Consider the following 24,709-nt stretch of genomic DNA (forward strand, 5'->3'; position numbering starts at 1 on the left):
CTTTTACTCCCCGGTCTTGGCCGCGCTCTTCTTGGCGCGCATGATCTCTCGAAAACGGGCCGCCCAGCCCGGCTTGGTCACGCGGGTCGGCCGGACCAGCGCCAGCGCATCGGCATCCACATCCGCGGTCAGCACCGATCCCGCCGCGACGATCGCGCCTGCGCCGATCGTGACCGGCGCGACCAGTGCGGAGTTGGAGCCGATGAACGCTCCCTCGCCGATCACCGTGCGATATTTCAGATAGCCGTCATAATTGCAGGTGATGGTCCCTGCGCCGATATTGGCGCCCGCGCCCACCTCGGCATCGCCCAGATAGGTCAGGTGGTTGGCCTTGGCACCGCGACCCAGGACGGCCTTCTTCATCTCGACGAAATTGCCGATTTTGGCGCCGTCCTCCAGCACCGCACCGGGGCGCAGCCGCGCATAGGGGCCGACCTCCGCCTTCGGGCCGATCGTCGCACCTTCCAGATGGCAGAAGCCGTGAATGGTCACGCCGTCCGCCACGGTCACGCCGGGGCCGAACACGACATTGGGCTCGATCGTTACGTCGCGGCCGATCACCGTATCATGCGCGAACCACACGGTTTCCGGCGCGATCAGCGTCGCGCCCTCCGCCATCGCGCGGGCCCGGCGCGCCTGCTGCCACAGCGCTTCCACCGCGGCCAGCTCGCCGCGGCTGTTCACACCGGTAACCTCGCCCGCGTCCGCCTCGATCACCGCTGCCGATCCCGACATCTCGACAACGTCGGTCAGGTAATATTCGCCCGCGGCATTGTCGTTGCCCAGCCGGCCGAGCAGCGCGAACAGGTCGGCCGATCGTGCCGCCATCAGGCCGGTGTTGCACAGGGTCACCGCCCGCTCGGCGTCGCTGGCGTCCTTATATTCGACGATCTTTTCCAGCCGGTCGCCGCCCTCGGCGACGATCAGCCGGCCATAGGCGCCGGGATCGGCCGGGCGGAAGCCCAGCACCACCAACGCCGGCGCGTCGGCGGCATTCAGCCGCTCCAGCATCGCGCGCATCGTCTCGGCCCGCACCAGCGGCACGTCGCCATACAGGATCAGCACGTCGCCATCGAACCCGGCAAGCGCATCCTCGGCCTGGGCGACCGCATGGCCGGTGCCCAGCTGCTCGGCCTGCAGCGCGGTGGATACGCCCAGCGGCGCTACCGCCGCCTCCACCTGCTCGCGCCCGGCGCCGGTGACCACCACCGTCCGTTCGGGCGACAGCGTGCCCGCGGCGTCCAGCAGATGCAGCAGCATCGACTGCCCCGCGATCGGGTGGAGAACCTTGTGCAGGTCGGATTTCATGCGGGTGCCCTTGCCCGCGGCGAGGATGATGGCGGCTACCGGTCGCGTCATGGGGCGGTCGCCTGCCACGAAAGGCTTGCCAACGCCATAGCGCGACTGGCACCCGCCCCCGACATGGACATAAATTCATCCGCGCGTTTCCCATTCGACACGATCGGGTTCGATCTGGACGGCACGCTGCTCGACACCAGCGGCGATCTTGCCGCCGCGGTCAACCATGCCCTCGCCTCGATCGACCGGCCGACGCTGACCGTCGAACAGGTCAAGCCGATGATCGGCGGCGGCGCGCGCCACATGCTGGCGCAGGGGCTGGCCGCGACCGGCGGCTGCGACGAAGCGACTCTCGATATCCTCCAGCGCCGCCTGCTGGACCATTACGAGGCGAACATCACCGTCCACACCCGCCCCTTCCCCGGCGCGCTGGACGCGCTCGACGAACTGGCGGCGATGGGCGTGACCATCGGCATCATGACCAACAAGCTGGAGGCGCTGGCCGCCCGTATCCTCGCCGAACTGGGGCTTGCCGACCGCTTCGCCTGCCTGATCGGCGGCGACACGATGGGCATCGGAAAGCCTTCGCCGGTGCCCATCCAGGCGCTGGTCGACCGCTGCGGCGGCGGCCGGGCGGCCTTTGTCGGCGACTCGATCTATGACGTGCAGGCCGCCCGCGCCGCCGGGCTGCCGGTCGTCGCCTGCTCCTTCGGCTTCCTGATGCAACCGGTCGGGGAACTGGGCGCCGACGCGATCATCGACGGCTATGGCGAACTCATCCCGAAGCTGGCGCGCCTCGGCGGCGCCACTTGATCCACAAATGCCGCGCCAGCATGGCGGGCGGCATCCGCAGGGCGTGCGAGCGCACATAGAAGCCGAACCGCACGCCCTGCCGCGTCTCGCGTCCCCATCCGTCGCGGGCCAGCAACCGGCGCATATACAGGCGATCGACCGCGCCCAGCCCGGCCGTCCCCTTGCTGCCATATAGCGCTTCCGCCAGCCGTACCGCCCGCGCCACCGCACCTCCCAGCTGGTGATGCGCCGCCCGCTCGTGCAAGCCCCCGGTCCCGAACTCGCCGATCAGGCAGTGTATGTCCCACAAATTGCGCAGGCCGCCGGCCAGATCGCCATCGGCGAACAGATGCGCGGCGGCGTGGACGATCATGTCCATCGGCGCCAGTACCGACAGCCCGTTTTCCAGCGGCACTGCATCCGCGATCAGCGCGTCGGCATCGGGCGTCGGCCGCGCGGTCGGCGGCAGGATGGTGTGATGCACGTCGATCATCCGGTCCCGCTCGCGGTGGATCAGCGGCGGCAATTCATGCATCCATTGCCGATAATAGGCGTCGTCGTAAGCGTCGGGCTTCACCCATTCCCACCCCGCCGCCAGCAACGCCGCCTCGACCGGCGCGAGAGCCTCGCGCGGCACCAATATGTCGCAGTCCCCGATGCTGCGCCCCCGCCCCGCCGCCAGCCCGGCCGCGACATAGGCGGTCCCCTTGAGCAGCACGACCGGCACGCCGAGCGGTGCGAGCGCGCGGCGCACCATCTCCGCCTCCCACAGCGCCGCCCGCCGGCCCTGCTCCGCCGAGCCCTGCGCATCCGCCAGCACCGCCGCCACCCGCGCCGGCACCGGCAATCCCGCCAGCCGCTGCGCCAGCGTGCCCGCCAACTGCTCGGCCCGCGCAACTGTAAGGATCGCGGTCCACTGCGGCGCCTCCATCTCGGAGGCGCACGCAGGATTGCTTAGTATGCGAGTCAGCAAATTCGTCGTCATAACGCCGCAAACAACGCCTCGACCTGCGCCACCCCCGCCGCCCCGTCCGGATAGTCGATCGCCACCGCCGGCACCCCCTCCACCAGCCGGGTCAGCGCCCTGAACCCCGCCTCCCCAAGCATCGCATAGTTGGTGGACGCCTGGGTCAGCCGCACGAACGTCTCCGCCGCGTCCAGCCCGCGCACCGCCCCCGCAAACCCGAACCGCGGAAACACCAGCAGCGCGGGGCTCGCCCCCTCCGCCATCCGAGCCACCGCATCGCCCGGCGGGGCGACATGCCGGATCACCCCCTTGGGCGTCCCCCTCAGCATCGGCCCCAGCCTCGCCCCCTCCGCCGCCACCGCGATGCTCCCGTTCTTCAAACTCACCGCCCGCGGAAACGGAACCACCCCCCCGCTCGCACAATCGACCAGCGCGAACTCGTCCCCCAGGAACCGCCACCCGCCCTGCCCCAGCATCAGCGCCAGCGTCGATTTCCCCGCCCCCGAAACGCCGCTCATCAGCACCGCCCGCCCGCCCCGCTCCACGACCGCGGCATGGAGCAGCAGATGCCGGCGATAGCCCAGCGCCATCTGCAGGTTCATTCCCAGCTCCGCCGCCAGCAGCCCTTGCGCCAGCGGCAGGGGCGCCGCTTCGGGCAGCCGGTAATCGCCATGGATCGCCACCGACGGTCGCACCCAGCGCCGCCACGGCCGCAGCGCCTCCAGCCGGACGGTGAAATCGGGCACATCGACCGATGGATAGCCCTCGTAGAGCGCTGCCAGTTGCGCGATCGGCGCGCGCCAGTCCGACCCGACACGAAAGCCCACCGGCCCGACCTTCAGCGACAGGCTATGCCTCACAGCGCCTCGACCAGCCCGGTCGCGACCAGTTCGTCCAGCCGTTCGGCCAAGGTGTCGCGGTCGCCATCGGCCAGGTCATAGGCCGCGGCCAGCCGATCGAACAACGCCGCCGCGGTCAGCGGGTCGGGATACAGCATCGCCAGGATCTCGGGCGCCGGCTCGGTCAGCAGATGGGTGATGCCCGATGCGCGGTGAAACACCGCCACGAACGGATCGAGCGGTGCCGTCAGCAGCGTATCGGGCGCAGCGGCACGGTAGCGCGGCGGCGCCACACGCGTCAGCCGCGTGGCATCTGGAGCGAGGCGAAGCAGGTAAAACCGCCCTGCCCGCGCTGAAGCCGCCGGATATAGTTCACATAGGCGCGATTGCTGTTCCATTCGGTGCCGGGCAACTGCCCGCCCTGGAGGGCGCGGCGCACCTCCTCGCCCTTGAACGGCCGTGCGACCGGCGGAAACGCCCCCTTGGTCCGCGCCGGCACCAGACGGCCGTCCGGCGCGATATAGCTGCCCGCCCGGCCCGGATCGGGCACCGGTATCTCGCAGGTCAGCACCGACCCCGCGCTCTGCGCCAGCGCCGGCCGGATCGACAGCACCGCGGTCGCGCCGGCCGCCCCCAGCATCAGCACCCGGCGGCGGCTGGCGCCGTCCTCGGCGTCGGGACGCATGTCGGGGGGCGTATCGTCGGTCATCGGGCGTCCATAGCGCGCCTGCTCTTTCACAATCGTGAAGCACCAGCAAGCGGCACGCGAGGCGCGACAAGACCCGCCTGTCCCGTCTAGAGAGAGTCCCGATCAGGTTGGATCACCGGCACGGAGGAAATTCCGGTTCGGCGCAAGGCGGGAGGGAGGCGCGATGCGGATGGCATCGTGCCGGACGAGCAACGCCGCGCCGGGCCGAAAGCACCCCGCCGCGAAGCGATCGCCCAAAGGGCGACGACGGTGGTTCAACCTGGGCGGGAACCTCTCTAGAGAAGCTGCCCATGGGATTCGGGATGCGCACCGTCTGGGGGGTCGTGGTGGCGTTGGTCACGGCCGGCACCGTTTTCGTCCTGGCCGGCCTGACCGCCGCGGTGATCGCGGCGGTGGGCGGGCTGGCGGCCACGCTGCTGGCGGGCAGCGGCGAGGCGGAGGAGCGCCCGCGCGTGCAGGCGCCCGTCGCCACCGATCCGCATCTGGGCGAGGTGCTGGACGCGATCGTCGAACCCGTGCTGCTGGTCGATGGCGGGCGCGTCACCATGGCCAACGCCGCGGCCCGCGACCTGCTCGGCGACCATATCGTGGACGAGGATGCGCGCGTCGCGATCCGCCACCCGGCCGCCGCCGAACGCCTCGTCGCCGACACGCCGGTGTCCGACGAGCCGGTCATGCTCGTAGGGCTCGGCGCGCCGGACCAGCGTTGGGAGATGCGCGTCGGCCAGGCCTCCGACGGACAGCGTATCGTCCACCTGATCGACCAGACCGACCAGGATGCGGCCGAGCGGATGCGGGTCGATTTCGTCGCCAATGCCAGTCACGAACTGCGCACCCCGCTCGCCTCCATCCTCGGCTTCATCGAAACGCTGGGCGACGAGGCGGGCGAGGAACCCGCCCTGCGCGCCCGCTTCCTGAAGGTGATGTTCGACGAGGCGCGGCGCATGCAGCGGCTGGTCGAGGATCTGATCTCGCTCAGCCGGATCGAGGCGGACAAATACCGCCTGCCCGCCCAGCCGGTCGATCTCGGCCTGCTGATCGCCGATGTGTGCGAGGAACTGCGCGACTCCGGCGCGCCCCGCGCACAGGACATCAACTGCATCGTCGCGGAACAGGTGCCCGTTGCCGGCGACCGTGCGCAATTGTCGCAGATGCTGCACAATTTGCTCGGCAATGCGATGAAATATGGTCGGCCCGACACGCCGATCGCCTTGTCGCTGGAAACCGATGCCGCCGCCGTCCGGCTGATCGTCGCCGATCAGGGAGAGGGCGTCCCCACCGTCCACTTGCCGCGCCTTACCGAGCGTTTCTACCGCGTCGATGCCGGGCGCAGCCGCACGCTGGGCGGCACCGGGCTGGGCCTCGCCATCGTCAAGCATATCGTGGAGCGGCATCGCGGCCGGCTGGAGATCGCCAGCACCGTGGGCGTCGGCACCACCGTGACCGTGCGCCTGCCCCTGCTGACGGCACGAGGCGCGTAGCACGCGCCGATGCGCCGAAGGCGCACGTGCCGGCACGGCCGGCATGGCACCGCCATGACCGACGATACGGGACTTGATCCCGTATCGGGCCGCAGAAGAAAGAAGATGCGCGCTCGCCAAGGAAGGCGCTGTCACAAAAGGGTAACCGCAATGTCACACAAGGGTTGCCAAGCGGTGGCAGCGACAGGTTCGCACCATCCGGTGAGCCCCAAGGACCTTCATGCGCATCCCCTGCCTCATCGCCGCGGCGCTCGCGCTGGCGGCTTGCCAAGATCAGGCCAATGGCGGTGGTGCGGGCACGCGTGACCAGATCGCGGCGGTCGGGTCGTCCACCGTCTATCCCTTTACCACCATCGTCGCCGAACGCTTCGTCGCCAACAATCCGGATGCCCGGGCCCCGGTGATCGAATCGACCGGCACCGGTGCCGGCATGAAGCTGTTCTGTGCCGGGATCGGCGCCGGGCACCCCGACCTCGTCGATGCCTCGCGCCGGATGAAGGCCAGCGAATATGCCGCCTGCGCCCGCCACGGCGCGCGCGAACTGCTCGAAATCCAGATCGGCATCGACGGCATCGCCTTTGCGCAGGCGCATGGCGGACAGCGGCTGCAACTGGGCGCCGCCGACATCTACAAAGCGCTGGCCGCGCGTCCCGGCGGCCGGCCGAACCGCACGCGCACCTGGACCGATGTCGACCCCCGCCTGCCCGCCATCCCGATCCAGGTCTATGGCCCGCCCGCGACCAGCGGCACCCGCGACGCGCTCGCCGACCTCATCATGGTCAAGGGGTGCGAGGCGACGAACCCGCGTGCCGCCACGCTCGCCCATAGCGATCCCGCCGCGCATCTCACGCTGTGCACCGCGGTGCGCGAGGACGGCGCCTATATCGACGCCGGCGAGAACGACAATCTGATCGTGCAGAAGCTGCAGTCGAACCCCGATGCGATCGGCGTCTTCGGCTACAGCTATCTGGAGGAGAATGCCGGCACCGTCGACGGTGTGGCCATAGATGGCGTCGCCCCCAGCTACGACACGATCGCCGATGGCCGCTATCCGGGCTCGCGGCCGCTCTACCTTTATGTGAAGAAGGCGCATCTCAGCGCCATTCCGGGCCTGCGCGATTTCCTGAAGCTGTATGCCGCGAACTGGGGCCGGGGCGGCCCGCTCGTCCGGCGCGGCCTGATCGCCTCGCCGCCCGCGGTGCAGGCGCGCGCCGCCGCGGTGATCGCCGATGAAATCCCGCTCGATCCCGGCGCGCTGCACGGATGAGCCTGCCGCTGATCCTGCTGCTCGTCATCGGTTTCGGCCTGATCGGCTGGGCCTGTGCCCGCGTCCGCGCCGCGCGTTTCCGTCGCGGTACAACGCAGCGCTTCAGTGCGCTGCCCGGCCATCACGGCTGGTACGTCGCCTTGTGGACGATGATCCCGCCGCTGCTGTTCCTGGGGCTCTGGGCGCTCAACGCGCCGGCACTCGTCACCGATGCGGTACTCGCCACCCCGCCCGCCACGCAGTTGCCACCCCCCGGTTTCGAGCGGGCCGCGATCCTGTCGGAGGCGCGCGCGCTTGCCGCCGGCCGTGCCCACGGCGCCTTTCACGAACTGTCCACCGCGCTCGCCCCCGCCTATGCCGCGGCGCAGACCCGCTACGACTGGATCGCGACCGCCATCGCGCTGCTGCTCGGCTTTGCCGGCGGCACCTTCGCCTATCTGCGCGTCAAGCCCGCCTTTGCCGCGCGCACACGGGTGGAACGCATCGTCATGGGCCTGCTGCTCGGCGCCTCGCTGGTCGCGATCCTGACCACCGCCGGCATCGTGCTGTCGCTGCTGTACGAGGCGGCCCGCTTCTTCTCGGTGGTGCCGATCACCGATTTCCTGTTCGGCACGCATTGGAGCCCACAGGTCATCGACCCCGCCGATCCCGGCGCCAATCTGGGCGCGGTGCCGCTCTTCTGGGGCACCTTCTTCATCGGCGCGGTCATCGCCATGGCGGTGGCGATCCCGTTCGGGCTGATGAGCGCGATCTATCTGACGCAATATGCCGCCCCAGCCACGCGCCGCTGGATGAAGCCGCTGCTCGAGATGCTCGCCGGCGTGCCCACCGTCGTCTATGGCTATTTCGCCGCGCTCACCGTGGCGCCTGCCGTGCGCGATCTCGCGGTCGCGATGGGCGTGCGCTGGGCCTCGTCGGAAAGCGCGCTGGCCGCCGGGCTGGTCATGGGCGTGATGATCATCCCCTTCGTGTCCTCGATGGCGGACGACAGCCTTGCCGCCGTTCCCGCCAGCATGCGCGACGGCAGCCTGGCGATGGGCGCCACCTCGTCGGAGACGATCGGCCGCGTGCTCCTGCCCGCCGCCCTTCCCGGTGTCGTCGGCGGCGTCCTCCTGGCGGTCAGCCGCGCGATCGGCGAGACGATGATCGTCGTCATGGCGGCCAGCGGCGTCGCCACCCTCACCGCCAATCCCTTTGCCAGCGCGACCACCGTCACCCGCCAGATCGTCGACCTGCTGACCGGCGAAGCCGAGTTCGACAGCCCCAAGACGCTTGCCGCCTTTGCACTCGGCCTGACGCTGTTCGTCGTCACCCTCCTTCTCAACATCGTCGCGCTCGCCGTCGTGAAGAAATACCGGGAAGCGTATGAATAGGCAGCCGACCGACTGGACGACGCCCGAGATGCGGCGTCGCATCCGCCGCCGCTATGCCGCGGAACGCCGCTTCCGCTGGCTGGGGCTGGGCGCCGTCGCCCTGTCGGCGATGTTCCTCGCCTTCCTCCTCTTCACCATGGTGGCGCAAGGCGCGCGCGGCTTTACCGAGACGCGGGTAACGGTGCCGATCAACCTCGCCGCCGCGCGCCTCCCCGTCATGCCCGCCCAGTTGCGCGGCCGCGGGGCCGATCTCGCGCTCGCGGGCGCAGGGCTTCAGGATGTGGTGGAACGCAGCCCGACGCGCGTGTTCGGCCGCGATGGCGAGGGGCTGCTGTCGCCCGGCGCCTGGATGGTGGTGCGCGATGCGATCAAGGCCGATCCCGCCCTGCTGCATGGACGGCGCCGCTTCGACCTGCCGCTCGCCAGCCCCTATGACGTCGCGGCCAAGGGCGAGGGCACGCCCCAGGCAGAGGCGGTCGTCGCTCGCCTGCGCGCGCGCGGCGCGATCTCGACGGGCTTCAATCTCGGCTTCCTGCGCGATGCCGACGCCACCGATCCCACCCGCATCGGCATATGGGGCGCGCTCAAGGGCTCGTTGCTCACCATGCTCGTCACGCTGGCGCTCGCCTTTCCGATCGGCGTGCTGTCCGCGCTCTATCTGGAGGAATATGCGCCAAAAAATCGCTGGACCGATCTGATCGAGGTGTCGATCAACAACCTCGCCGCGGTGCCCTCGATCATCTTCGGCCTGCTCGGCCTCGCCGTCTTCCTCGGCACCTTCGGCCTCCCCCGCTCCGCGCCCCTGGTCGGCGGCCTGACGCTCGCGCTCATGACCATGCCGGTCATCGTCATCGCCGGCCGCAACGCGATCAAGGCCGTCCCCCCCTCGATCCGCGACGCCGCCCTCGGCATCGGCGCCTCCCCCGTCCAGGTCGTCTTCCACCACGTCCTCCCCCTGGCGCTCCCCGGCATCCTCACCGGCACCATCATCGGCATGGCCCGCGCCCTGGGTGAAACCGCGCCCCTCCTCATGATCGGCATGCGCGCCTTTATCGCGGCCCCCCCCGCCGGCCTCGCCGCCCCCGCCACCGTCCTCCCCGTTCAGATCTTCCTCTGGTCCGACCAGGTCGATCGCGGCTTCGTCGAGAAGACCTCGGCGGCGATCATCGTGCTGCTCGTCGTGCTGCTCGCGATGAACGGGCTCGCCATCTACCTCCGCAACCGATTCGAGACCCGCTGGTGACCGCTTCCCCCAAAACCGCCGCCCGCCCCAAGATGGCCGCCCGCAACGTCAACGTCTTCTATGGGGACAAGCAGGCGATCGACGACGTCTCGATCGATATCGAGATGGACCGGGTCGTCGCCTTCATCGGCCCGTCGGGCTGCGGCAAGTCCACCTTTCTGCGCACGCTCAACCGGATGAACGATACCGTCGCCTCCGCGCGCGTGTCCGGCGACATCCGGCTGGACGGCGAGGATATCTATGCACCCGCCATGGACGTGGTGCAGCTCCGCGCCCGCGTCGGCATGGTCTTCCAGAAGCCGAACCCTTTTCCCAAGTCGATCTACGAGAATGTCGCCTATGGCCCGCGCATCCACGGGCTCGCCCGTTCGCGCAGCGACATGGACGCGGTGGTTGAACAGTCGCTGACCCGGGCCGGCCTGTGGAACGAGGTGAAGGACCGCCTGTCGGACAGCGGCACCGCCCTGTCGGGCGGGCAGCAGCAGCGTCTGTGCATCGCGCGCGCCATCGCGGTCGACCCCGAGGTGATCCTGATGGACGAGCCCTGCTCCGCACTCGACCCGATCGCCACCGCCAAGATCGAGGAACTGATCCACGCGCTCCGTGGCCGCTACGCGATCGCGATCGTCACCCACAACATGCAACAGGCAGCGCGCGTGTCCCAGCGCACCGCCTTCTTCCATCTCGGCACGCTGGTCGAATATGGCAAAACGTCCGACATCTTCACCAACCCAAGGGAAGAGCGGACAAAAGACTATATCACCGGCCGATACGGTTGAGCGAGGCGAGGATGGTAGAACACACGGTCAAGGCATTCGACACCGATATCGGGCGGCTGCGCGGTCTGATTTCCCAGATGGGCGGCATGGCGGAGGCGGCGATCGCCAACGCGATCCTGGCGCTTCAACGCAGCGACCTGGTACTGGCCGAGGAGGTGCGCGCCGGCGACAAGGCGGTGGATGCGCTGGAGGCCGAGGTGGAGCGCCTGTCGGTCCGCATCATCGCGCTGCGGGCACCGATGGCGAACGACCTGCGCGAGGTCGTCGCCGCGCTCAAGATCGCGAACGTGGTCGAGCGCATCGCCGACTATGCCAAGAACATCGCCAAGCGCGTGCCGCTCATCGAAAGCGAGGACCGGATCGAGCCGATCTCGGTCCTGCCCGCGATGGCGAAAATGGCCTCGGCCATGGTGCGCGAGGCGCTGGACGCCTTTGCCGCGCGCGATCCCGCCAAGGCGCTGGAGGTCTGCGCCAGCGACTCCGCGCTCGACGATTTCTACGATTCCATCTTCCGCACGCTTGTCACCTACATGGTCGAAAATCCCAAGACGATCGGCCAGGTCGCGCATCTGCTGTTCGTCGCCAAGAACCTCGAACGCATCGGCGACCATGCGACCAACGTGGCGGAAATGGTCTATTTCGCGGCAACCGGCACCCGCATGGGTGAGCGCGACCGCGGCCGAACTCAGGACTGAGGGACAAGCACATGGCACGCGTCAAGATGTTGCTGGTGGAGGACGATGCGGCACTCGCCGAGTTGCTCGTCTTCCACTTCAAGCGCGAGGATTTCGAGGTCACGCACACCCCGGACGGGGAGGAGGCGCTGCTGCTCGCGCGGGAAACCGCACCCGACATCGTCCTGCTCGACTGGATGGTGGAGGGGATCAGCGGGATCGAGGTCTGCCGTCGCCTGCGGCGTGCCGCCGAAACCGCCAATGTGCCCATCATCATGCTCACCGCACGCGGCGAGGAAGAGGACCGGGTGCGCGGGCTGGAGACGGGCGCGGACGATTATGTCACCAAGCCCTTCTCGCCGCGCGAACTGGTCGCCCGCGTCGGGGCGGTTCTGCGCCGTGTGCGCCCGGCGCTCGCTGGCGAGGCACTGGTCTATGCCGATATCGAGATGGATACGGTTGGCCACAAGGTCCGCCGCGCCGGCGAGGTCGTGGCGCTGGGCCCGACGGAGTTCCGCTTGCTCAAGCACTTCCTGGAACATCCCGGCTGGGTCTTTTCGCGTGAGCGGCTGCTCGATGCGGTCTGGGGGCATGATTCGGACATCGAGAGCCGCACCGTCGACGTGCATATCCGCCGCCTGCGCAAGGCGATCAACGTCGGCGACCGGCCCGATATCATCCGCACCGTGCGGTCGGCGGGCTATTCGCTGGACACCGGCATCTGACTGATCGAAATCAAGTGAAAGACCGGGTCGGGGCCGAAACGAGGGAGCCAAGTGCGGCAAAGGGCGTTGGGGCATCGCGCTAACGCACTTGCACTTCTGCTATAGGAGATCCGCATGAAGCTCATTCTTCTGGCCGCGACCGCCATGTTCGCGACGCCTGTCATCGCCCAGGACACCGCCCCCCAGACCCAGACGGAGGCTGCCGCCGATCCCGCCGCCGCCGCGAACCCGACGGCACCGGATCCCGCCGCCGATCCGACCCAGTCGATGCCGCCTGCCGCCCAGACCATGGGCCCCCAGACCACGGGCGGCGCCGCGACCGCCGGCGGCTACGCCCCCCAGGGCGGCGCGATGCAGGGCACGCCGCAGCCGGGTTCGCAGGTCGTGTTCCGCCCGGCCCCAAGCCCCAGCGAGGCGTTCCCCCCGCCCGCGGCCAAGGACAGCTACCCGGTCTGCAAGAAGGGCCAGTATGACGGCTGCCGCCAGCGCGGCGGCAAGTAAGACCGGGCGGACGGGCACGTATCACCCGTGTCCATGAGTAGCGAAGGCGGCGGCGATCCCACCCGGATCGCCGCCGCCTTTGCGTCCGCCCGATGATACGATCCAATCGTGTGTTGACGTTGTAATACACGCCTGTCACCATCCCGTGAAACAGGGAGGTGCGGATGTATAGCGAAAGCGATCTGGATACGGCGGTAAAGGCCGGGGCGATCTCGGCAGAAGCGGCACAGGCGTTTCGCGCGCATGTCGCACGCGAGCGGCACGCGCCGGCCGTCGACGAGGAGCATTTCCGCCTGCTCACTGGCTTCAACGACATCTTCGTGTCGATCGCGCTTGTCCTGCTGCTCGTCGCGGTCGGCCAGATCGGCGACACGATCGCGACGTATCTGTCGGGTGCGTTCGTCGCCGCCGCGGCCTGGATGCTGGCGATCGTCTTCACCGCGCGCCGCCGCATGGCACTGCCCAGCATCATCCTGCTCGGCGCGTTCGTCGGCGGGGTGGCATTCAGCATCGCCACCACCCTGACGACACTGGTTCTGTCGGCCGCGCCGAACAGCGGCGACGAACGGACGACCGCGATCGTCACCGCCCTTGCCGGTCTGGGCGCAGCCGCGGCCGCCTGGCTGCACTGGCGCCGGTTCATGGTCCCGATCACCGTCGCGGCCGGCGCCTGCGCCGTCGCTGCGCTGGTTCTCGGCACCGTCCTTGCCATCGCACCCGGCCTGCAGGCCGCCATGTGGCCGCTGTTGTTCGTCGCCGGCCTTGCGATGTTTGCGCTCGCGATGCGCTGGGACCTGTCCGATCCCGCCCGGCGCACCCGGCGGGCCGATGTCGCCTTCTGGCTGCATCTCGCCGCCGCACCGATGATCGCGCATCCGGTGTTCCAACTGCTCGGCGTATTCGGCGAGAATAGCGGCATCGACACGGCACTGGCCGCGCTCGTCCTCTACGCGGTCTTCGGCTTCGTGGCACTTGCGGTCGACCGCCGGGCGCTGCTCGTTTCCAGCCTGGTCTATGTGCTGTTCGCCATGGGGTCGCTGTTCCGTACCGCCGGCGCGGTCGAGCTGTCGGCCGCCCTCACCGCGCTGGTCATCGGCGCCGCGCTGCTGTCGCTGTCGGTCTTCTGGCACCCGATGCGCCGCCGCGTCGTCGGCCTGCTCGGCAAGGCGGGGCGCCGCCTGCCCCCGGTGGAGATGGCCGCGGCCTGACCGCCCGGCCTATTCCTCCACCAGCTTCATCAGCCGGCGCTCGACCGGCGCCAGTACCGGGCCCAGTTCATGCCCGCGCTTCAGCACCGCCCCGCCCTCGCCGATCAGCGCCCACATGCCCTGGCGCTGGCGCAGGGCGGGGCGCTTCTCGATCCGGAACTCCGGCCGCTCGGCCGCGCGGCGAAAGGCGGAAAAGGTCGCCACGTCGCGGTGGAAATCCATCGCATAGTCACGCCAATGCCCCGCCGCGACCATGCGGCCATACAGGTCCAGGATGCGCGTCAGCTCCAGGCGGTCGAACCCGACCTGCAACGGTGCGCGGGGAAAGGGTACGACCCCCATCAGGCCCAGCTTCCCATCAGGCCCGGTCGCGCCGTTCATCCTGCTCGGCAAGCAGCGTATCCAGCCGCCGACGCATCGTCTCCAGTTCGCAGCGCAGCATCTCGACCTTCTGCGTCTGCGGGTCGAACATGTCCGAACAGGGCGTGCCATAGGGCACGAAGCGCGGCTCGGGCGCGGCGCCACCCTCCACCATCGTCGCGCGCGCCGGGATGCCGACCATTACCGCCCCCTCGGGCACATCCCTGGTGACGACCGCATTGGCGCCCACCCGCGCCCGCCGCCCGACCGTGATCGGCCCCAGCACCTGCGCGCCCGACCCGATGATCGCCCCGTCGAGCAGCGTCGGATGCCGTTTGCCCGCCACGCCATTGTCCGGGCTGGTGCCGCCCAGCGTGACACACTGGTAGATGGTGACGTCGTCGCCGATCTGTGCCGTCTCGCCGATCACCACGAAGCCGTGATCGATAAAGAAGTTGCGACCGATCGTCGCTCCGGGATGGATGTCGATCGCGGTCAGGAACCGGGTCATGTGGTTCACGCACCGCGCCAGGAAGAACAGCCGCGACTTGTACAGCCGGTGCGCGACCTTGTGTCCCGCCAGCGCCCAGACGCCGGGATAGGTCAGCACTTCTGCGCGCGAATGCGGGGCCGGATCGCGCGACCGGATCGAATCGAGATAAGCCACCAAACGGCTCGGCATACGCGGATCCTTGCATCGGGGTATCCCGCATCTATGCACCTGCACGCCCGAAATCCAGACTTTCGCCGGATATTGCCCGCCCGACGACCGTTCTCCCTCCGGCCGTTCCCCCCTGCCAACCTTTCCCGACGAGCATGGCGCTAAAGTCTATCTTTGTTGTAGGCGTTCGCTCTTGCTGTAGGCCAAAGGCGGTAGCACCGCGACAGGACAAGGATCATCAATGGACCCGACGAGCGTGAACCTGATCGACATCCTGCCCTTCATCGCCGTCGGTTTTGCCGCGCAAGTCGTTGATGGAGCCTTGGGCATGGCGTTCGGCGTCATCTCGAACACGCTGCTTCTCAGCCTTGGCGTGCCACCCGCCGCCGCCTCGGCCGGGGTCCATACAGTCGAAACCTTCACCACCGCCGTTTCCGGGATCAGCCATGCGCTTCACCGCAACGTGAACTGGAAGCTGTTCCTGCGCCTGATGATTCCGGGCGTCATCGGCGGCGCGCTGGGCGCCTATGTCCTGTCCAACATCGATGCCGGCACGGTGAAGCCGTTCATCCTGGGCTATCTGACGCTGATCGGCGTCTATCTCCTCGTCCGCGCCTTCCACTATCCGCCGCACAACAAGGAGCCCAAGGTGGTCGAGCCGCTGGGTCTGGTCGGCGGCTTCCTGGATGCGGCGGGCGGCGGCGGCTGGGGGCCGGTCGTCACCTCGAACCTGCTGGTGCAGGGCGCGACGCCGCGCACCACCATCGGCACGGTCAACACCGCCGAGTTCTTCCTGACGCTCACCATCTCGATCACCTTCATCACCCAACTGGGCTTCGCCGCCTTCACCCTCGCCACGATCGGCCTGCTGATCGGCGGTGTCGTCGCCGCCCCCTTCGGCGCGCTCCTCGCCAAGCGCGTACCCGCCAAGACGCTGCTCGCCCTTGTCGGCACGATCCTCACCCTTACCAGCATCTACGGCCTCTACCGCGCCCTCGCCTGATCGCCCCCCTCCGCGCGCGCCAGCCACGAAAGCGGCTGGCATCGCCCGACGAACCGGGTATCTGGCTTTCCCATGGCCGCCACCTACCTCCCCACGCTCAAACAGTTGCAATATCTGGTCGCGCTGAAGGACCATGGTCATTTCGGCCGTGCGGCGGAGGCGTGCTACGTTACCCAGTCCACCCTGTCGGCGGGCCTGCGCGAGCTGGAAACGCTGATCGGCGTCACCCTGGTGGAGCGCACCCGCCGCGTCGTCCGCTTCACCTCGCTGGGCGAGCGGATCACGGAAAAGGCCCGCCGCGTCCTGCGCGAGGCCGAGGAGCTTGGCGACATGGCCCGCGCCGCCGGTCGACCGCTGTCGGGCGAGATGCGCATGTCGGTGATCCCGACCATCGCGCCCTTTATGCTGCCCCGCATCCTGCCCCAGCTGCGCGAGCAATATCCCGACCTGAAGCTGTTCCTGCGGGAGGAACCCAGCGGCCCCGCCTGCGAAGGGCTGCATAACGGCCGCACCGATTGCGTCCTGCTCGCCCTCCCCTATTCGTGTGGCGAAGTGACCAGCCAGATCCTGTTCGAGGACCCGTTGTTTGTCGCATTCCAGGCGATCGACATCGACCGGCCCACGCCGCGCATCCCCGTGTCCGCGATCGACGAGACGCGCCTCCTGCTGCTGGAGGATGGTCATTGTCTCAAGGACCATGCCCTTGCCGCCTGCAACCGGCCGGAAATCCGCGCGGAGGCGACGATGCTCGGCACCTCGCTCCACACCATCGTCCAGATGGTCGACAACGGCCTTGGCATGACGATGCTGCCCGAAATGGCGGTGCGCGCCGGCATCCTGAACAACACCAGCATCTCGGCCCGCCCGCTCGATGCCGCCAATGCGGTGCGCAGCATCGCGCTGGTCTGGCGCCGCGCGTCTCCGCGCGAAAAGGACTTCCGCCTGCTCGCACAGGTGCTTGCCGACGCCTATTGATCCCGCCGTTGCGGGGCCGTCCATGTTTCGGTTCTGCAACCAAACTCCGTCATCTTCGTCTTATCTCCACATTGGTTGCATGTTCGTCATGCGACATCGCTGGAGATCGACATTTGCGCGTCCTGATGCTTCCCCTTCTTGGTCTGGCCATGTCGCTGGCGGCATGTGGCAAGGATCGGGACAAGCCGGTGGCGCCGTCCGATACCCCGGCAACGGACACGGCGCCGGTCACCGCCCCGACCAATCCCGTCGTCGGGGGCGCGACCATGACTCCGACGCGCACCATCGCCGACAACGTTGCCGCGGCCCCCGCGCTTTCCACGCTTGCCACTGTGCTGCGGACCGCGGAGTTGACCGCGACGCTGGCCGGGCCCGGCCCGTTCACCGTCTTTGCGCCCAATGATGCCGCCTTTGCGCGTCTGGCACCGGGCGTGCAGGACCAGCTGCTGCTTCCCGCCAACCGCGCCTCGCTCGCCAGGCTGCTGCGCTACCATATCGTCGCCGGCTACCTGACCGCGCAGGAACTGACCGCCCGCATCAACGCCGGCGGCGGCACGGCGACGCTCGCCACGCTGGCGGGCGACCCGCTCACCGCGACCATGACGCAGTCGGTCATCACCCTGACCGACGTGAACGGTAACAAAAGCTATGTCGAAGTCGCGGATGCGCGACAGTCCAACGGATTGGTCCATGTCGTGAACGGCGTGCTCGTCCCCAATCTGGGGTGATGGCACCCGCCCCGCCGGCGGCTCGGTCCGCCGCGCGGCATGGCCTCTAAATTTTACACGCCGGTGCGGCGTGATGCACGCTGCACCGCACAACCACGGGAGACCCTGTTGATGAACGTCCGTCTTTCCTCGACCGCAATCGCCGCCTCGCTGATGCTCGCCACCGGCGCCACCGCGCAGACCACGGCACCTGCCCCGACCGCGCCGGCGACGACCAACCCGGCCCAGACGACGACCCCTGCGCAGACCGCTCCGGCGACGCCCGCCACGGGCACCGCCCCGGCCGCGCCCGCGACCGGTGCCGCGACCGCTGCGCCCACCACCACGCTGGCCCAGGCCCTGTCCACGCTCCCCGGCCGCGCCACCCTCGCCCGCCTCGTCAAGACCGCCGGCCTCGACGCACAGCTCGCCGGCCCCGGCCCCTTCACCGTCTTCGCGCCCAGCGACGAGGCGTTCAGCCGCATGCCCGCCGGCGCGCTCGACACGCTGTCCAAGCCGGAGAACAAGGCCGCGCTGGAAACCATCATCAAATATCACGTCGTCTCGGGCGCCCTGACCGCCGACCAGTTGAAGCAGCAGATCACCGCCGGCGGCGGCACCGCGACGCTCACCACGCTCGCCGGACAGCCGCTCACCGCGCAGATCGGCCCCAATGGCAACATCATGCTGACCGACGTGAACGGCCAGAAGGCCTATGTCGATCAGGCCGACGTGCGCGCCACCAACGGTGTCGCACACCTGACCAACGGCATCAGCATCCCCAAGATCGGCTGATCCGGGGCGAACCGGGGCGGATCACCCCGCCCCGGTCGCACTCCACCGTGCGGCCGCCGCCGTGTCGCTCTCCCGCGCCTCGACCCAGGATGCGGTACCCCCGCGGGTTTCGCGCTTCCAGAACGGCGCATCGGTCTTCAACCGGTCGATCAGATAGGCGCAGGCCGCCAGCGCATCGCCCCGATGCGGTGCTGCCGCCGCGACGAACACGATCCGCTCTCCCGGCCGCATCGGCCCCACCCTGTGCACGATCGTCGCCCCCTGCAACGACCAGCGCTCCACCGCCTGCTCCGCCACCCGCGTGAGCGCCGCCTCCGTCGCCCCCGGATAATGCTCCAGCTCCAGGCAATCGACGCCGTCATCGGCGCGCACCAGCCCGGTAAAGGTCGCCACCGCCCCGGCGCCCCCCGCCTCGGCCGCTGCGATCTCGCTCGGCAGGTCGATCGGCGCCGGGCTCACCACGATCCGGATCATCCGCCCGTCACCGGCGGAAACACCGCAATCTCGCGCGCCCCGGCGATCGGCGCATCCAGCGCCACGAAATCCTGATCCACCGCCGCACGCAGTCGCGCCGGCTCGGCAAAGGCTTCGGCGTGACCGTCGCTGCGCCCGGCCAGCCACGCGATCAGCCCGGCGACGTCGCGAACATCGTCCGGCGGCGTCACCCGTTCCTCGGTCACCCCGATGCGCTCGCGCACCCAGGCGAAATACAGCATGTGAATGGGCATCGCGGTCAATCCATGTGCTTCAGGCCGACGCGCAGGTAATCCCACCCCGTCACCAGCGTCAGCGCCGCCGCCAGCCATAGCGACGCCAGCCCGACATCCTTTACCCATGGCCAGCCCGGCAGCGCCCCGCCCAGGATCAGGCCGCCCAGCGCCACCAGTTGCAGCGTCGTCTTCCACTTGGCCAGTCGCGAGACCGGCACCGAAACCTGCAACTGGGCCAGAAATTCGCGCAGCCCCGACACCGCGATCTCGCGCAGCAGGATGATCAGCGCCGCGACGACATCGATGCCCGCAATGTCATGCGTGCCGACCAGCACCAGGATGACCGCAGCCACCATGATCTTGTCGGCGATCGGATCGAGAAAGATGCCGAGCTTCGACACCGCACCATGCGCGCGCGCCAGATAGCCGTCGAAATAATCGGTGATCCCCATCAGGCAGTAGAGCGCGAAGGCGATGCCGTAACCGGGCGTCCAGTGCGGCCACCACAACAGGCCGACCAGAAGCGGCACGGCCACGATCCGCGAAAGCGTCAGCAGGTTGGGCAGCGTGAGCATCCCCGTCTTCTAACCACCCTTCCGCCCCGGACAAACCCTTTTCCCGGGAAGCGAACCTTCACCGATGTTCATAAGCGGTTGGCGTCCCGCCCCCGGCTCGGCTATGGGTATCGGCATCCTTCTGCCACGATCGGGCTATCGTTCATTATGCTCAATGCCCTCGGGCTCCTTACGCGGCGGCGCTTCCTGCCGCTGTTCGTCACCCAGTTCCTCGGCGCCTTCAACGACAATCTGTTCAAGACGTCGATGGTGCTGTTCGCCACCTACACGATCTTCAACGACGCGCATCAGGAAGCCAATTTCAACGCGCTGGCCACCGGCCTGTCGATCGTGCCGTTCGTGCTGCTCTCCGCCCTGTCCGGGCAATTGGCGGACAGCCATGACAAGGCGCGCATCATCCGCCTGGTAAAGACCGCGGAGATCGCGATCATGGCCGTGGGTGCCACCGGGCTGTTCATCGCGCAGGCGGGCTATACCAGTGCCGGGCTCGCGCTGATGCTCGGCACCGTGCTGGCGCTGGGTGTCCATTCCACCTTTTTCGGGCCAATCAAATACGCCATCCTGCCCCAGCATCTGGGCACCGACGACGTGTTGGGCGGCACCGGTCTGGTGGAGGCGGGAACCTATCTCGCCATCCTCCTCGGCACCGTCACCGCCGGCTGGATTTCGGTGGAGGGCGCCGGCATCGCCGTGCTGGCGGTCGCCGCGCTCGGCTGGGTCACCGGCCGCATGGTCCCCCCCGCCCCGCGCGCGGGGCCGCCGCTCAAGGTCAATTACAACCCCTTCACCGCCTCGTGGCGGCTGATCGCGGCGACGCTGCATATCCGCCGCCTGTTCCTCGCGATCATCGCGATCAGCTTCTTCTGGAGCATCGGCTCGATGCTCATCATCATCTTCCCGCCGCTGGTGAAGAACGTGCTGACCGCCGACAAGGAGGTTGCCAGCCTTGCCATCGCCACCTTCTCGGTCGGCGTCGCGATCGGGTCCGTGGTCATCAACACGCTGCTGAAGGGTGAGATTTCGGCCCGCTATGCGCCCGCCTCGGTGATCGCGATGGGGGCCAGCGTGGTGCTGTTCTCGCTGCTCAGCCGCCACTGGACACCCGCACCGGCCGGCACCCTCTACACTTGGCTCACCTTCCTGCACGAACCGCGCGCGATCGGCATCCTGCTCGCCCTGCTCGCCATCGCGGTCTTCGGCGGCATGTTCGTAGTGCCGCTCTACGCCTTCCTGACCACGACCGTGGAGAAGGATCAGACCGCACGCACCGTGGCGGCCAACAATATCGTCAACTGCGCCGCGATGACGATAGGGTCCGCGGTGGTGCTGGGCATTTCCTCCTTCGGCGTGACGCCGCAGGACATGTTGTTCGTGGTCGCGGCAATGTGCCTCGTCTCTGCCTGGCTCGCCTACAAGCTGCACCGCGCCTGTGACGAGCCGTGCGCGGCCGTCAGAAAATGAAGCTGTAGAAGCAGGTAAAGAACGCCGCGAAGCTCAGCGCGAACAGCCGCCAGTCGCTGTCGTCGTTGCGCGCACGCCGCGCGCGTGGTGGCGGCGGCAGACTGCGCCGAAACGGGTGGCCGGCGGCTTCATTGGTAAGAACGAGACGTCTGGTCATAGCCAAACGTTAACGTGGCGTTTACCTTTTGCGATCCACCCAAAATGGGCCGGCTTCAGCCCCGCTGTCCCGTTCCGAAACACGGCATCAATAAGGCAGGCCGCTGGTCGTGCCGCTTGCTTCGACACCTGGCATCCGCGCACAAAAAAAGCGGCCCTTGCGAGCCGCTTTTCCTGATCGTCCAGAAGGTTGGCGCCGTCACCCTCAGGCGGCGGCACCATCCTTCTGCTTCTTCTCGGCATAGACGCGGATCGGTTCCTTGCGGCCCTCGATCACATCCTTGTCGATCATCACCTCGTCCACGCCGTCCATGCCCGGCAGGTCGAACATGGTGTCGAGCAGGATCGCCTCCAGGATCGAGCGGAGGCCGCGGGCACCGGTCTTGCGCTCGATTGCCTTCTTGGCGACCGTGACCAGCGCGTCGTCGGTGAAGTCCAGCTCCACCTCCTCCATCTCGAACAGCTTCTGGTACTGCTTCACCAGCGCGTTCTTCGGCTCGGACAGGATCTTGACCAGCGCGTCGACGTCCAGGTCTTCCAGCGTCGCGATGACGGGCAGACGGCCGACGAATTCCGGGATCAGGCCGAACTTCAGCAGATCCTCCGGCTCGGTCTGGCGAAGCACTTCGCCGGTGCGCTTCTCCTCGGGCGCCGCAACATAGGCCCCGAAGCCGATCGACTTGCCCTGCAAGCGGTCGCCGATGATCTTTTCCAGCCCCGAGAACGCACCGCCACAGATGAACAGGATGTTCGTCGTGTCGACCTGCAGGAATTCCTGCTGCGGATGCTTGCGGCCACCCTGCGGCGGAACGCTGGCGGTCGTGCCCTCCATCAGCTTCAGCAGCGCCTGCTGCACGCCCTCGCCGCTCACGTCGCGCGTGATCGACGGGTTCTCGGCCTTGCGGCTGATCTTGTCGATCTCGTCGATATAGACGATGCCGCGCTGCGCGCGCTCGACGTTGTAGTCCGACGCCTGAAGCAGCTTCAGGATGATGTTCTCGACATCCTCACCGACATAGCCGGCCTCGGTCAGCGTGGTCGCGTCCGCCATCGTGAACGGCACGTCCAGGATACGGGCCAGCGTCTGCGCCAGCAGCGTCTTGCCGCAGCCGGTGGGGCCGACGAGCAGGATGTTCGACTTGGCGAGTTCGACGTCCGCACCCTTAGCGCCGTGGTTCAGCCGCTTGTAGTGGTTGTGCACCGCCACCGACAGCACGCGCTTGGCCTGCTTCTGCCCGATGACATAGTCGTCGAGCACGTTGCAGATTTCCTGCGGGGTCGGCACGCCGCCGTCCTTCTTGGATACCAGCGCCGACTTCGTTTCCTCGCGGATGATGTCGTTGCACAGTTCCACGCATTCGTCGCAGATGAAAACCGTCGGTCCGGCGATCAGCTTGCGCACCTCGTGCTGCGACTTGCCGCAGAACGAGCAATAGAGGGTGCTCTTCGAGTCGCCACCGCTCAGTTTCGTCATTCAATCACCTCTCGCATCCGCCCGGCGGATGCGCTCCGTTGGTGGGGTGCCCATCGTATCGCACCCCGGTAAACGCACAATCGAAATAAGCCGTTTACACAGAACGGCTCATCCCGTTTCGCCTTATGCCGCGGCGGCGTCCTCGCTCGGCACCGGCCGCTTGTCGAACACCTCGTCGATCAGGCCAAAATTCTTCGCCTCGTCCGACGACAGGAAGGTGTCGCGGTCCATGCGGCGCTCGATTTCGTCGATCGGCTGACCGGTATATTTGGCGTATAGCTCGTTCATCCGCTGGCGGATGCGCAGGATTTCCTTGGCCTGGATCTCGATGTCCGACGCCATGCCCTGTGCGCCGCCCGACGGCTGGTGGATCATGATCCGCGCATTGGTCAGCGCGACGCGCATGCCCGGCTCGCCCGCCGACAGCAGGAAGCTGCCCATCGACGCCGCCTGCCCGATGCACACCGTGCCGACGCGCGGACGGATATACTGCATCGTGTCGTGGATCGCCATGCCCGCCGTGACGACACCGCCCGGCGAGTTGATGTACATAAAGATGTCCTTCTTCGGGTTCTCGGACTCGAGGAAGAGAAGCTGCGCGGTGATGAGCGAGGCCATGCCGTCCTCAACACCGCCGGTCACGAACACGATACGCTCGCGCAGCAGGCGCGAGAAGATGTCGAACGAACGCTCGCCACGGTTGGACTGCTCGATGACGATCGGCACCAGACCGGCCTGGGTCTGCCGAAGACCGACGCCGGCCTGCGCCAGCGGGCTTGCGAAATCGCCGGTCTCGAACGGATTGTGCATGAAACTCTCTCTGATGCCCTGAAGGCCCCCTATGTCGCGTGACCGCGAGCGGAGTTCAAGCCCCGGCAGACGGTGCCGGATGGGACAGATAGGCCAGCCGCCGGACCTCCAGCCGTCCGCGCACCACCGTGTCCAGGATCAGCCCCGCGAACAGGTTCAGCGCCGCCAGCAGCATGAGGCCGGTCGACAGGATCGCGGTCGGGAAACGCGGCACCTGATGCGTCTGCAGATAGGTCAACATCAGTGGCACCGCGAGCAGCACGGCGACCGCCGCCAGCAGCGCCCCGATCGCGCCGAAGAACCACATCGGCCGCTCGATCCGGTACAGCTTCAGGATCGTGCGCAGGATGCGCCAGCCATCGCCATAGGTGCTCAGTTTCGACGCCGACCCCTCGGGCCGTGCGAAATAGGGCGTCGCCACCTCCGCGCACGGCATCTTCAGCTCCAGTGCATGGACGCTGATCTCCGTCTCGATCTCGAACCCGACCGACAGCACGGGGAAGCTTTTGACGAACCGGCGCGAAAACACCCGGTATCCCGACAGGATATCCGAAAAGCTGCGCCCGAACAGCCGCGCCAGCATGCCGGTCAGCATCGCATTGCCGAAGCGGTGGCCGCGGCGATAGGCGAGTTCCGCCTCGCTGACCCGCTGGCCGACGATCATGTCCAGCTGCTCGTCCACCAGCCGCGCGACCAGCGCCGGTGCGGAGGTGGCGTCATAGGTCGCATCGCCGTCCGCCATCACATAGATGTCGGCATCGACATCGGCGAACATGCGCCGGACCACCGCGCCCTTGCCCTGGATCCGCTCGCGCCGGACGATCGCCCCCGCCGCCGCGGCCACTTGCGTGGTGCGATCGGACGAGTTGTTGTCATAAACGTAGATCGCGGCATCCGGCAACGCGGCGCGGAACCCGGCAACCGTCTGCGCGATGGCGGCTTCCTCGTTGTAGCACGGGAGCAGGACGGCGATACGGGGCAAAGCGGCGGACATGGCGGGCGCCTGTCTGGAAGGTCAGGAAGCCGGCGGCCGATGGTCGGGCCGGATCACCCTCACCCTTCCCACCGCCCTCGGCGTTGGGCCCCTTCCCTCTCCCATCGGGAGAGGGAGGGAGGCGCGACAGCGCCGGAAGGATGAGGGCGTCTGCGGTGCCCGTCGATCAGG

Annotated in this window: 29 protein-coding genes; 15 read left to right on the plus strand and 14 right to left on the minus strand. The window is 68.1% G+C overall.

Going from position 1 to position 24,709, the window contains the following annotated elements; all coding sequences use genetic code 11:
* Nucleotides 1–3 precede the first annotated feature (3 nt).
* The gene (gene glmU / locus GQR91_RS16445; RefSeq protein WP_149680814.1) at nt 4–1,359 is read right to left on the minus strand and encodes a bifunctional UDP-N-acetylglucosamine diphosphorylase/glucosamine-1-phosphate N-acetyltransferase GlmU; all 1,356 of its coding nucleotides are present in this window, start codon (nt 1,357–1,359) and stop codon (nt 4–6) included.
* Between the two features lie 63 nt (nt 1,360–1,422).
* On the opposite strand from glmU, the gene GQR91_RS16450 reads away from it, so the two are divergent.
* Nucleotides 1,423–2,112: an HAD-IA family hydrolase gene (locus GQR91_RS16450; protein ID WP_149680815.1), complete on the plus strand. Its 690-nt coding sequence runs from the start codon at nt 1,423–1,425 to the stop codon at nt 2,110–2,112.
* Here the strand turns inward: GQR91_RS16450 and GQR91_RS16455 are convergent.
* Genes GQR91_RS16455 through GQR91_RS16470 form a run of 4 tightly spaced genes read right to left on the minus strand, consistent with a single transcriptional unit; the run spans nt 2,075 to nt 4,606 of the window.
* Entirely contained in the window at nt 2,075–3,076 is a 1,002-nt protein-coding gene (locus tag GQR91_RS16455; protein ID WP_149680816.1) for a nucleotidyltransferase domain-containing protein, read from the minus strand. The two genes, GQR91_RS16450 and GQR91_RS16455, sit on opposite strands and share 38 nt — an antisense overlap.
* Nucleotides 3,073–3,918, minus strand: a complete 846-nt coding sequence (locus tag GQR91_RS16460; protein ID WP_149680817.1) for an HprK-related kinase A — start codon at nt 3,916–3,918, stop codon at nt 3,073–3,075. The genes GQR91_RS16455 and GQR91_RS16460 overlap by 4 nt, the downstream gene beginning before the upstream one ends.
* Nucleotides 3,915–4,190 (minus strand): HPr-rel-A system PqqD family peptide chaperone, encoded by a 276-nt coding sequence (locus GQR91_RS19690; RefSeq protein ID WP_235903827.1) that lies wholly within the window; start codon nt 4,188–4,190, stop codon nt 3,915–3,917. The genes GQR91_RS16460 and GQR91_RS19690 overlap by 4 nt, the downstream gene beginning before the upstream one ends.
* Before the next feature lie 5 nt (nt 4,191–4,195).
* Nucleotides 4,196–4,606, minus strand: coding sequence for a hypothetical protein (locus GQR91_RS16470; protein ID WP_174236570.1), 411 nt, complete (start codon nt 4,604–4,606; stop codon nt 4,196–4,198).
* 302 nt (nt 4,607–4,908) lie between these two features.
* Here GQR91_RS16470 and GQR91_RS16475 point away from each other — a divergent pair, with 302 nt between their 5' ends.
* From GQR91_RS16475 to GQR91_RS16515, 9 genes are all read left to right on the plus strand, one after another.
* The gene (locus GQR91_RS16475; protein WP_235903828.1) at nt 4,909–6,087 is read left to right on the plus strand and encodes an ATP-binding protein; all 1,179 of its coding nucleotides are present in this window, start codon (nt 4,909–4,911) and stop codon (nt 6,085–6,087) included.
* A 220-nt stretch (nt 6,088–6,307) separates the two neighbouring features.
* Nucleotides 6,308–7,354 (plus strand): substrate-binding domain-containing protein, encoded by a 1,047-nt coding sequence (locus tag GQR91_RS16480; RefSeq protein ID WP_149680820.1) that lies wholly within the window; start codon nt 6,308–6,310, stop codon nt 7,352–7,354.
* Nucleotides 7,351–8,727 carry a phosphate ABC transporter permease subunit PstC gene (pstC, locus tag GQR91_RS16485; protein ID WP_149680821.1) on the plus strand — a complete coding sequence of 459 codons (1,377 nt, stop codon included), beginning with the start codon at nt 7,351–7,353 and terminating at the stop codon, nt 8,725–8,727. Before GQR91_RS16480 ends, pstC begins: the two co-directional genes overlap by 4 nt.
* Before the next feature lie 28 nt (nt 8,728–8,755).
* Nucleotides 8,756–9,970 carry a phosphate ABC transporter permease PstA gene (gene pstA, locus GQR91_RS16490; RefSeq protein ID WP_174236586.1) on the plus strand — a complete coding sequence of 405 codons (1,215 nt, stop codon included), beginning with the start codon at nt 8,756–8,758 and terminating at the stop codon, nt 9,968–9,970.
* A gap of 32 nt (nt 9,971–10,002) precedes the next feature.
* Nucleotides 10,003–10,749, plus strand: a complete 747-nt coding sequence (pstB, locus tag GQR91_RS16495; RefSeq protein WP_149681438.1) for a phosphate ABC transporter ATP-binding protein PstB — start codon at nt 10,003–10,005, stop codon at nt 10,747–10,749.
* Between the two features lie 11 nt (nt 10,750–10,760).
* Nucleotides 10,761–11,444 (plus strand): phosphate signaling complex protein PhoU, encoded by a 684-nt coding sequence (gene phoU, locus GQR91_RS16500; RefSeq protein ID WP_112381019.1) that lies wholly within the window; start codon nt 10,761–10,763, stop codon nt 11,442–11,444.
* Nucleotides 11,445–11,455: 11 nt separating this feature from the next.
* Complete coding sequence (phoB, locus tag GQR91_RS16505) at nt 11,456–12,148, plus strand: phosphate regulon transcriptional regulator PhoB (protein ID WP_112381020.1); 693 nt, start codon at nt 11,456–11,458, stop codon at nt 12,146–12,148.
* Nucleotides 12,149–12,262: 114 nt separating this feature from the next.
* A complete protein-coding gene (locus GQR91_RS16510; RefSeq protein WP_149680823.1) occupies nt 12,263–12,649 on the plus strand; it encodes a hypothetical protein in 387 nt (128 codons plus the stop codon).
* A 164-nt stretch (nt 12,650–12,813) separates the two neighbouring features.
* Nucleotides 12,814–13,857, plus strand: a complete 1,044-nt coding sequence (locus GQR91_RS16515) for a hypothetical protein (protein ID WP_149680824.1) — start codon at nt 12,814–12,816, stop codon at nt 13,855–13,857.
* 9 nt (nt 13,858–13,866) lie between these two features.
* On the opposite strand, the gene GQR91_RS16520 is transcribed toward GQR91_RS16515, so the two are convergent.
* Both GQR91_RS16520 and epsC read right to left on the minus strand, forming a co-directional pair.
* Nucleotides 13,867–14,199, minus strand: coding sequence for a DUF2794 domain-containing protein (locus tag GQR91_RS16520; protein ID WP_112381715.1), 333 nt, complete (start codon nt 14,197–14,199; stop codon nt 13,867–13,869).
* Nucleotides 14,200–14,215: 16 nt separating this feature from the next.
* Nucleotides 14,216–14,899, minus strand: a complete 684-nt coding sequence (gene epsC, locus GQR91_RS16525) for a serine O-acetyltransferase EpsC (RefSeq protein ID WP_149680825.1) — start codon at nt 14,897–14,899, stop codon at nt 14,216–14,218.
* Between the two features lie 220 nt (nt 14,900–15,119).
* On the opposite strand from epsC, the gene GQR91_RS16530 reads away from it, so the two are divergent.
* The 4 genes from GQR91_RS16530 (at nt 15,120) to GQR91_RS16545 (ending at nt 18,358) form a co-directional block, all read left to right on the plus strand.
* Nucleotides 15,120–15,881: a sulfite exporter TauE/SafE family protein gene (locus GQR91_RS16530; protein ID WP_112381024.1), complete on the plus strand. Its 762-nt coding sequence runs from the start codon at nt 15,120–15,122 to the stop codon at nt 15,879–15,881.
* A gap of 72 nt (nt 15,882–15,953) precedes the next feature.
* Nucleotides 15,954–16,856, plus strand: coding sequence for a hydrogen peroxide-inducible genes activator (locus tag GQR91_RS16535; RefSeq protein WP_149680826.1), 903 nt, complete (start codon nt 15,954–15,956; stop codon nt 16,854–16,856).
* A gap of 125 nt (nt 16,857–16,981) precedes the next feature.
* Nucleotides 16,982–17,584: a fasciclin domain-containing protein gene (locus GQR91_RS16540; RefSeq protein ID WP_149680827.1), complete on the plus strand. Its 603-nt coding sequence runs from the start codon at nt 16,982–16,984 to the stop codon at nt 17,582–17,584.
* A 111-nt stretch (nt 17,585–17,695) separates the two neighbouring features.
* Nucleotides 17,696–18,358 carry a fasciclin domain-containing protein gene (locus GQR91_RS16545; RefSeq protein WP_112381026.1) on the plus strand — a complete coding sequence of 221 codons (663 nt, stop codon included), beginning with the start codon at nt 17,696–17,698 and terminating at the stop codon, nt 18,356–18,358.
* A gap of 21 nt (nt 18,359–18,379) precedes the next feature.
* On the opposite strand, the gene GQR91_RS16550 is transcribed toward GQR91_RS16545, so the two are convergent.
* From GQR91_RS16550 to pgsA, 3 genes are read right to left on the minus strand one after another with little or no spacing between them, the layout of a single operon-like run.
* Entirely contained in the window at nt 18,380–18,832 is a 453-nt protein-coding gene (locus GQR91_RS16550; protein WP_149680828.1) for a molybdenum cofactor biosynthesis protein MoaE, read from the minus strand.
* On the minus strand, nt 18,829–19,086 hold the full coding sequence (moaD, locus tag GQR91_RS16555; RefSeq protein ID WP_149680829.1) for a molybdopterin converting factor subunit 1: 258 nt from the start codon (nt 19,084–19,086) through the stop codon (nt 18,829–18,831). The genes GQR91_RS16550 and moaD overlap by 4 nt, the downstream gene beginning before the upstream one ends.
* Nucleotides 19,087–19,091: 5 nt before the next feature.
* The gene (gene pgsA, locus GQR91_RS16560) at nt 19,092–19,643 is read right to left on the minus strand and encodes a CDP-diacylglycerol--glycerol-3-phosphate 3-phosphatidyltransferase (protein WP_149680830.1); all 552 of its coding nucleotides are present in this window, start codon (nt 19,641–19,643) and stop codon (nt 19,092–19,094) included.
* Nucleotides 19,644–19,790: 147 nt separating this feature from the next.
* Between pgsA and GQR91_RS16565 the strand changes: the two genes are divergently transcribed.
* Nucleotides 19,791–21,104 carry an MFS transporter gene (locus tag GQR91_RS16565; RefSeq protein WP_149680831.1) on the plus strand — a complete coding sequence of 438 codons (1,314 nt, stop codon included), beginning with the start codon at nt 19,791–19,793 and terminating at the stop codon, nt 21,102–21,104.
* Here GQR91_RS16565 and GQR91_RS19170 read toward each other — a convergent pair.
* The 4 genes from GQR91_RS19170 to GQR91_RS16580 form a co-directional block, all read right to left on the minus strand.
* Nucleotides 21,094–21,261 carry a hypothetical protein gene (locus GQR91_RS19170; RefSeq protein WP_162853738.1) on the minus strand — a complete coding sequence of 56 codons (168 nt, stop codon included), beginning with the start codon at nt 21,259–21,261 and terminating at the stop codon, nt 21,094–21,096. The two genes, GQR91_RS16565 and GQR91_RS19170, sit on opposite strands and share 11 nt — an antisense overlap.
* 204 nt (nt 21,262–21,465) lie before the next feature.
* Nucleotides 21,466–22,734 carry an ATP-dependent Clp protease ATP-binding subunit ClpX gene (gene clpX / locus GQR91_RS16570; RefSeq protein WP_112381030.1) on the minus strand — a complete coding sequence of 423 codons (1,269 nt, stop codon included), beginning with the start codon at nt 22,732–22,734 and terminating at the stop codon, nt 21,466–21,468.
* A 123-nt stretch (nt 22,735–22,857) separates the two neighbouring features.
* Nucleotides 22,858–23,544, minus strand: a complete 687-nt coding sequence (locus GQR91_RS16575) for an ATP-dependent Clp protease proteolytic subunit (RefSeq protein ID WP_112381031.1) — start codon at nt 23,542–23,544, stop codon at nt 22,858–22,860.
* Between the two features lie 55 nt (nt 23,545–23,599).
* Nucleotides 23,600–24,538 (minus strand): glycosyltransferase family 2 protein, encoded by a 939-nt coding sequence (locus GQR91_RS16580; RefSeq protein ID WP_149680832.1) that lies wholly within the window; start codon nt 24,536–24,538, stop codon nt 23,600–23,602.
* Between the last annotated feature and the right edge of the window lie 171 nt (nt 24,539–24,709).

This window comes from Sphingomonas carotinifaciens (assembly GCF_009789535.1).
Classification (GTDB): domain Bacteria; phylum Pseudomonadota; class Alphaproteobacteria; order Sphingomonadales; family Sphingomonadaceae; genus Sphingomonas; species Sphingomonas carotinifaciens.

Coding starts and splice junctions, on each gene's coding strand:
- pgsA (WP_149680830.1), bottom strand. CDS start 19,643: ATGCTCACGCTGCCCAACCTGCTGACGCTTTCGCGGATCGTGGCCGTG.
- epsC (WP_149680825.1), bottom strand. CDS start 14,899: ATGCCGAGCCGTTTGGTGGCTTATCTCGATTCGATCCGGTCGCGCGAT.
- GQR91_RS16535 (WP_149680826.1), top strand. CDS start 15,954: ATGGCCGCCACCTACCTCCCCACGCTCAAACAGTTGCAATATCTGGTC.
- GQR91_RS16580 (WP_149680832.1), bottom strand. CDS start 24,538: ATGTCCGCCGCTTTGCCCCGTATCGCCGTCCTGCTCCCGTGCTACAAC.
- GQR91_RS16540 (WP_149680827.1), top strand. CDS start 16,982: ATGCTTCCCCTTCTTGGTCTGGCCATGTCGCTGGCGGCATGTGGCAAG.
- GQR91_RS19170 (WP_162853738.1), bottom strand. CDS start 21,261: ATGACCAGACGTCTCGTTCTTACCAATGAAGCCGCCGGCCACCCGTTT.
- pstB (WP_149681438.1), top strand. CDS start 10,003: ATGGCCGCCCGCAACGTCAACGTCTTCTATGGGGACAAGCAGGCGATC.
- moaD (WP_149680829.1), bottom strand. CDS start 19,086: ATGCCCATTCACATGCTGTATTTCGCCTGGGTGCGCGAGCGCATCGGG.
- phoB (WP_112381020.1), top strand. CDS start 11,456: ATGGCACGCGTCAAGATGTTGCTGGTGGAGGACGATGCGGCACTCGCC.
- GQR91_RS16475 (WP_235903828.1), top strand. CDS start 4,909: ATGCGCACCGTCTGGGGGGTCGTGGTGGCGTTGGTCACGGCCGGCACC.
- GQR91_RS16450 (WP_149680815.1), top strand. CDS start 1,423: ATGGACATAAATTCATCCGCGCGTTTCCCATTCGACACGATCGGGTTC.
- GQR91_RS16520 (WP_112381715.1), bottom strand. CDS start 14,199: ATGGGGGTCGTACCCTTTCCCCGCGCACCGTTGCAGGTCGGGTTCGAC.
- GQR91_RS16565 (WP_149680831.1), top strand. CDS start 19,791: ATGCTCAATGCCCTCGGGCTCCTTACGCGGCGGCGCTTCCTGCCGCTG.
- phoU (WP_112381019.1), top strand. CDS start 10,761: ATGGTAGAACACACGGTCAAGGCATTCGACACCGATATCGGGCGGCTG.
- pstC (WP_149680821.1), top strand. CDS start 7,351: ATGAGCCTGCCGCTGATCCTGCTGCTCGTCATCGGTTTCGGCCTGATC.
- GQR91_RS16480 (WP_149680820.1), top strand. CDS start 6,308: ATGCGCATCCCCTGCCTCATCGCCGCGGCGCTCGCGCTGGCGGCTTGC.
- pstA (WP_174236586.1), top strand. CDS start 8,756: ATGCGGCGTCGCATCCGCCGCCGCTATGCCGCGGAACGCCGCTTCCGC.
- GQR91_RS16470 (WP_174236570.1), bottom strand. CDS start 4,606: ATGACCGACGATACGCCCCCCGACATGCGTCCCGACGCCGAGGACGGC.
- GQR91_RS16455 (WP_149680816.1), bottom strand. CDS start 3,076: ATGACGACGAATTTGCTGACTCGCATACTAAGCAATCCTGCGTGCGCC.
- GQR91_RS16575 (WP_112381031.1), bottom strand. CDS start 23,544: ATGCACAATCCGTTCGAGACCGGCGATTTCGCAAGCCCGCTGGCGCAG.
- GQR91_RS16515 (WP_149680824.1), top strand. CDS start 12,814: ATGTATAGCGAAAGCGATCTGGATACGGCGGTAAAGGCCGGGGCGATC.
- GQR91_RS16545 (WP_112381026.1), top strand. CDS start 17,696: ATGAACGTCCGTCTTTCCTCGACCGCAATCGCCGCCTCGCTGATGCTC.
- GQR91_RS16530 (WP_112381024.1), top strand. CDS start 15,120: ATGGACCCGACGAGCGTGAACCTGATCGACATCCTGCCCTTCATCGCC.
- GQR91_RS16550 (WP_149680828.1), bottom strand. CDS start 18,832: ATGATCCGGATCGTGGTGAGCCCGGCGCCGATCGACCTGCCGAGCGAG.
- GQR91_RS16510 (WP_149680823.1), top strand. CDS start 12,263: ATGAAGCTCATTCTTCTGGCCGCGACCGCCATGTTCGCGACGCCTGTC.
- glmU (WP_149680814.1), bottom strand. CDS start 1,359: ATGACGCGACCGGTAGCCGCCATCATCCTCGCCGCGGGCAAGGGCACC.
- clpX (WP_112381030.1), bottom strand. CDS start 22,734: ATGACGAAACTGAGCGGTGGCGACTCGAAGAGCACCCTCTATTGCTCG.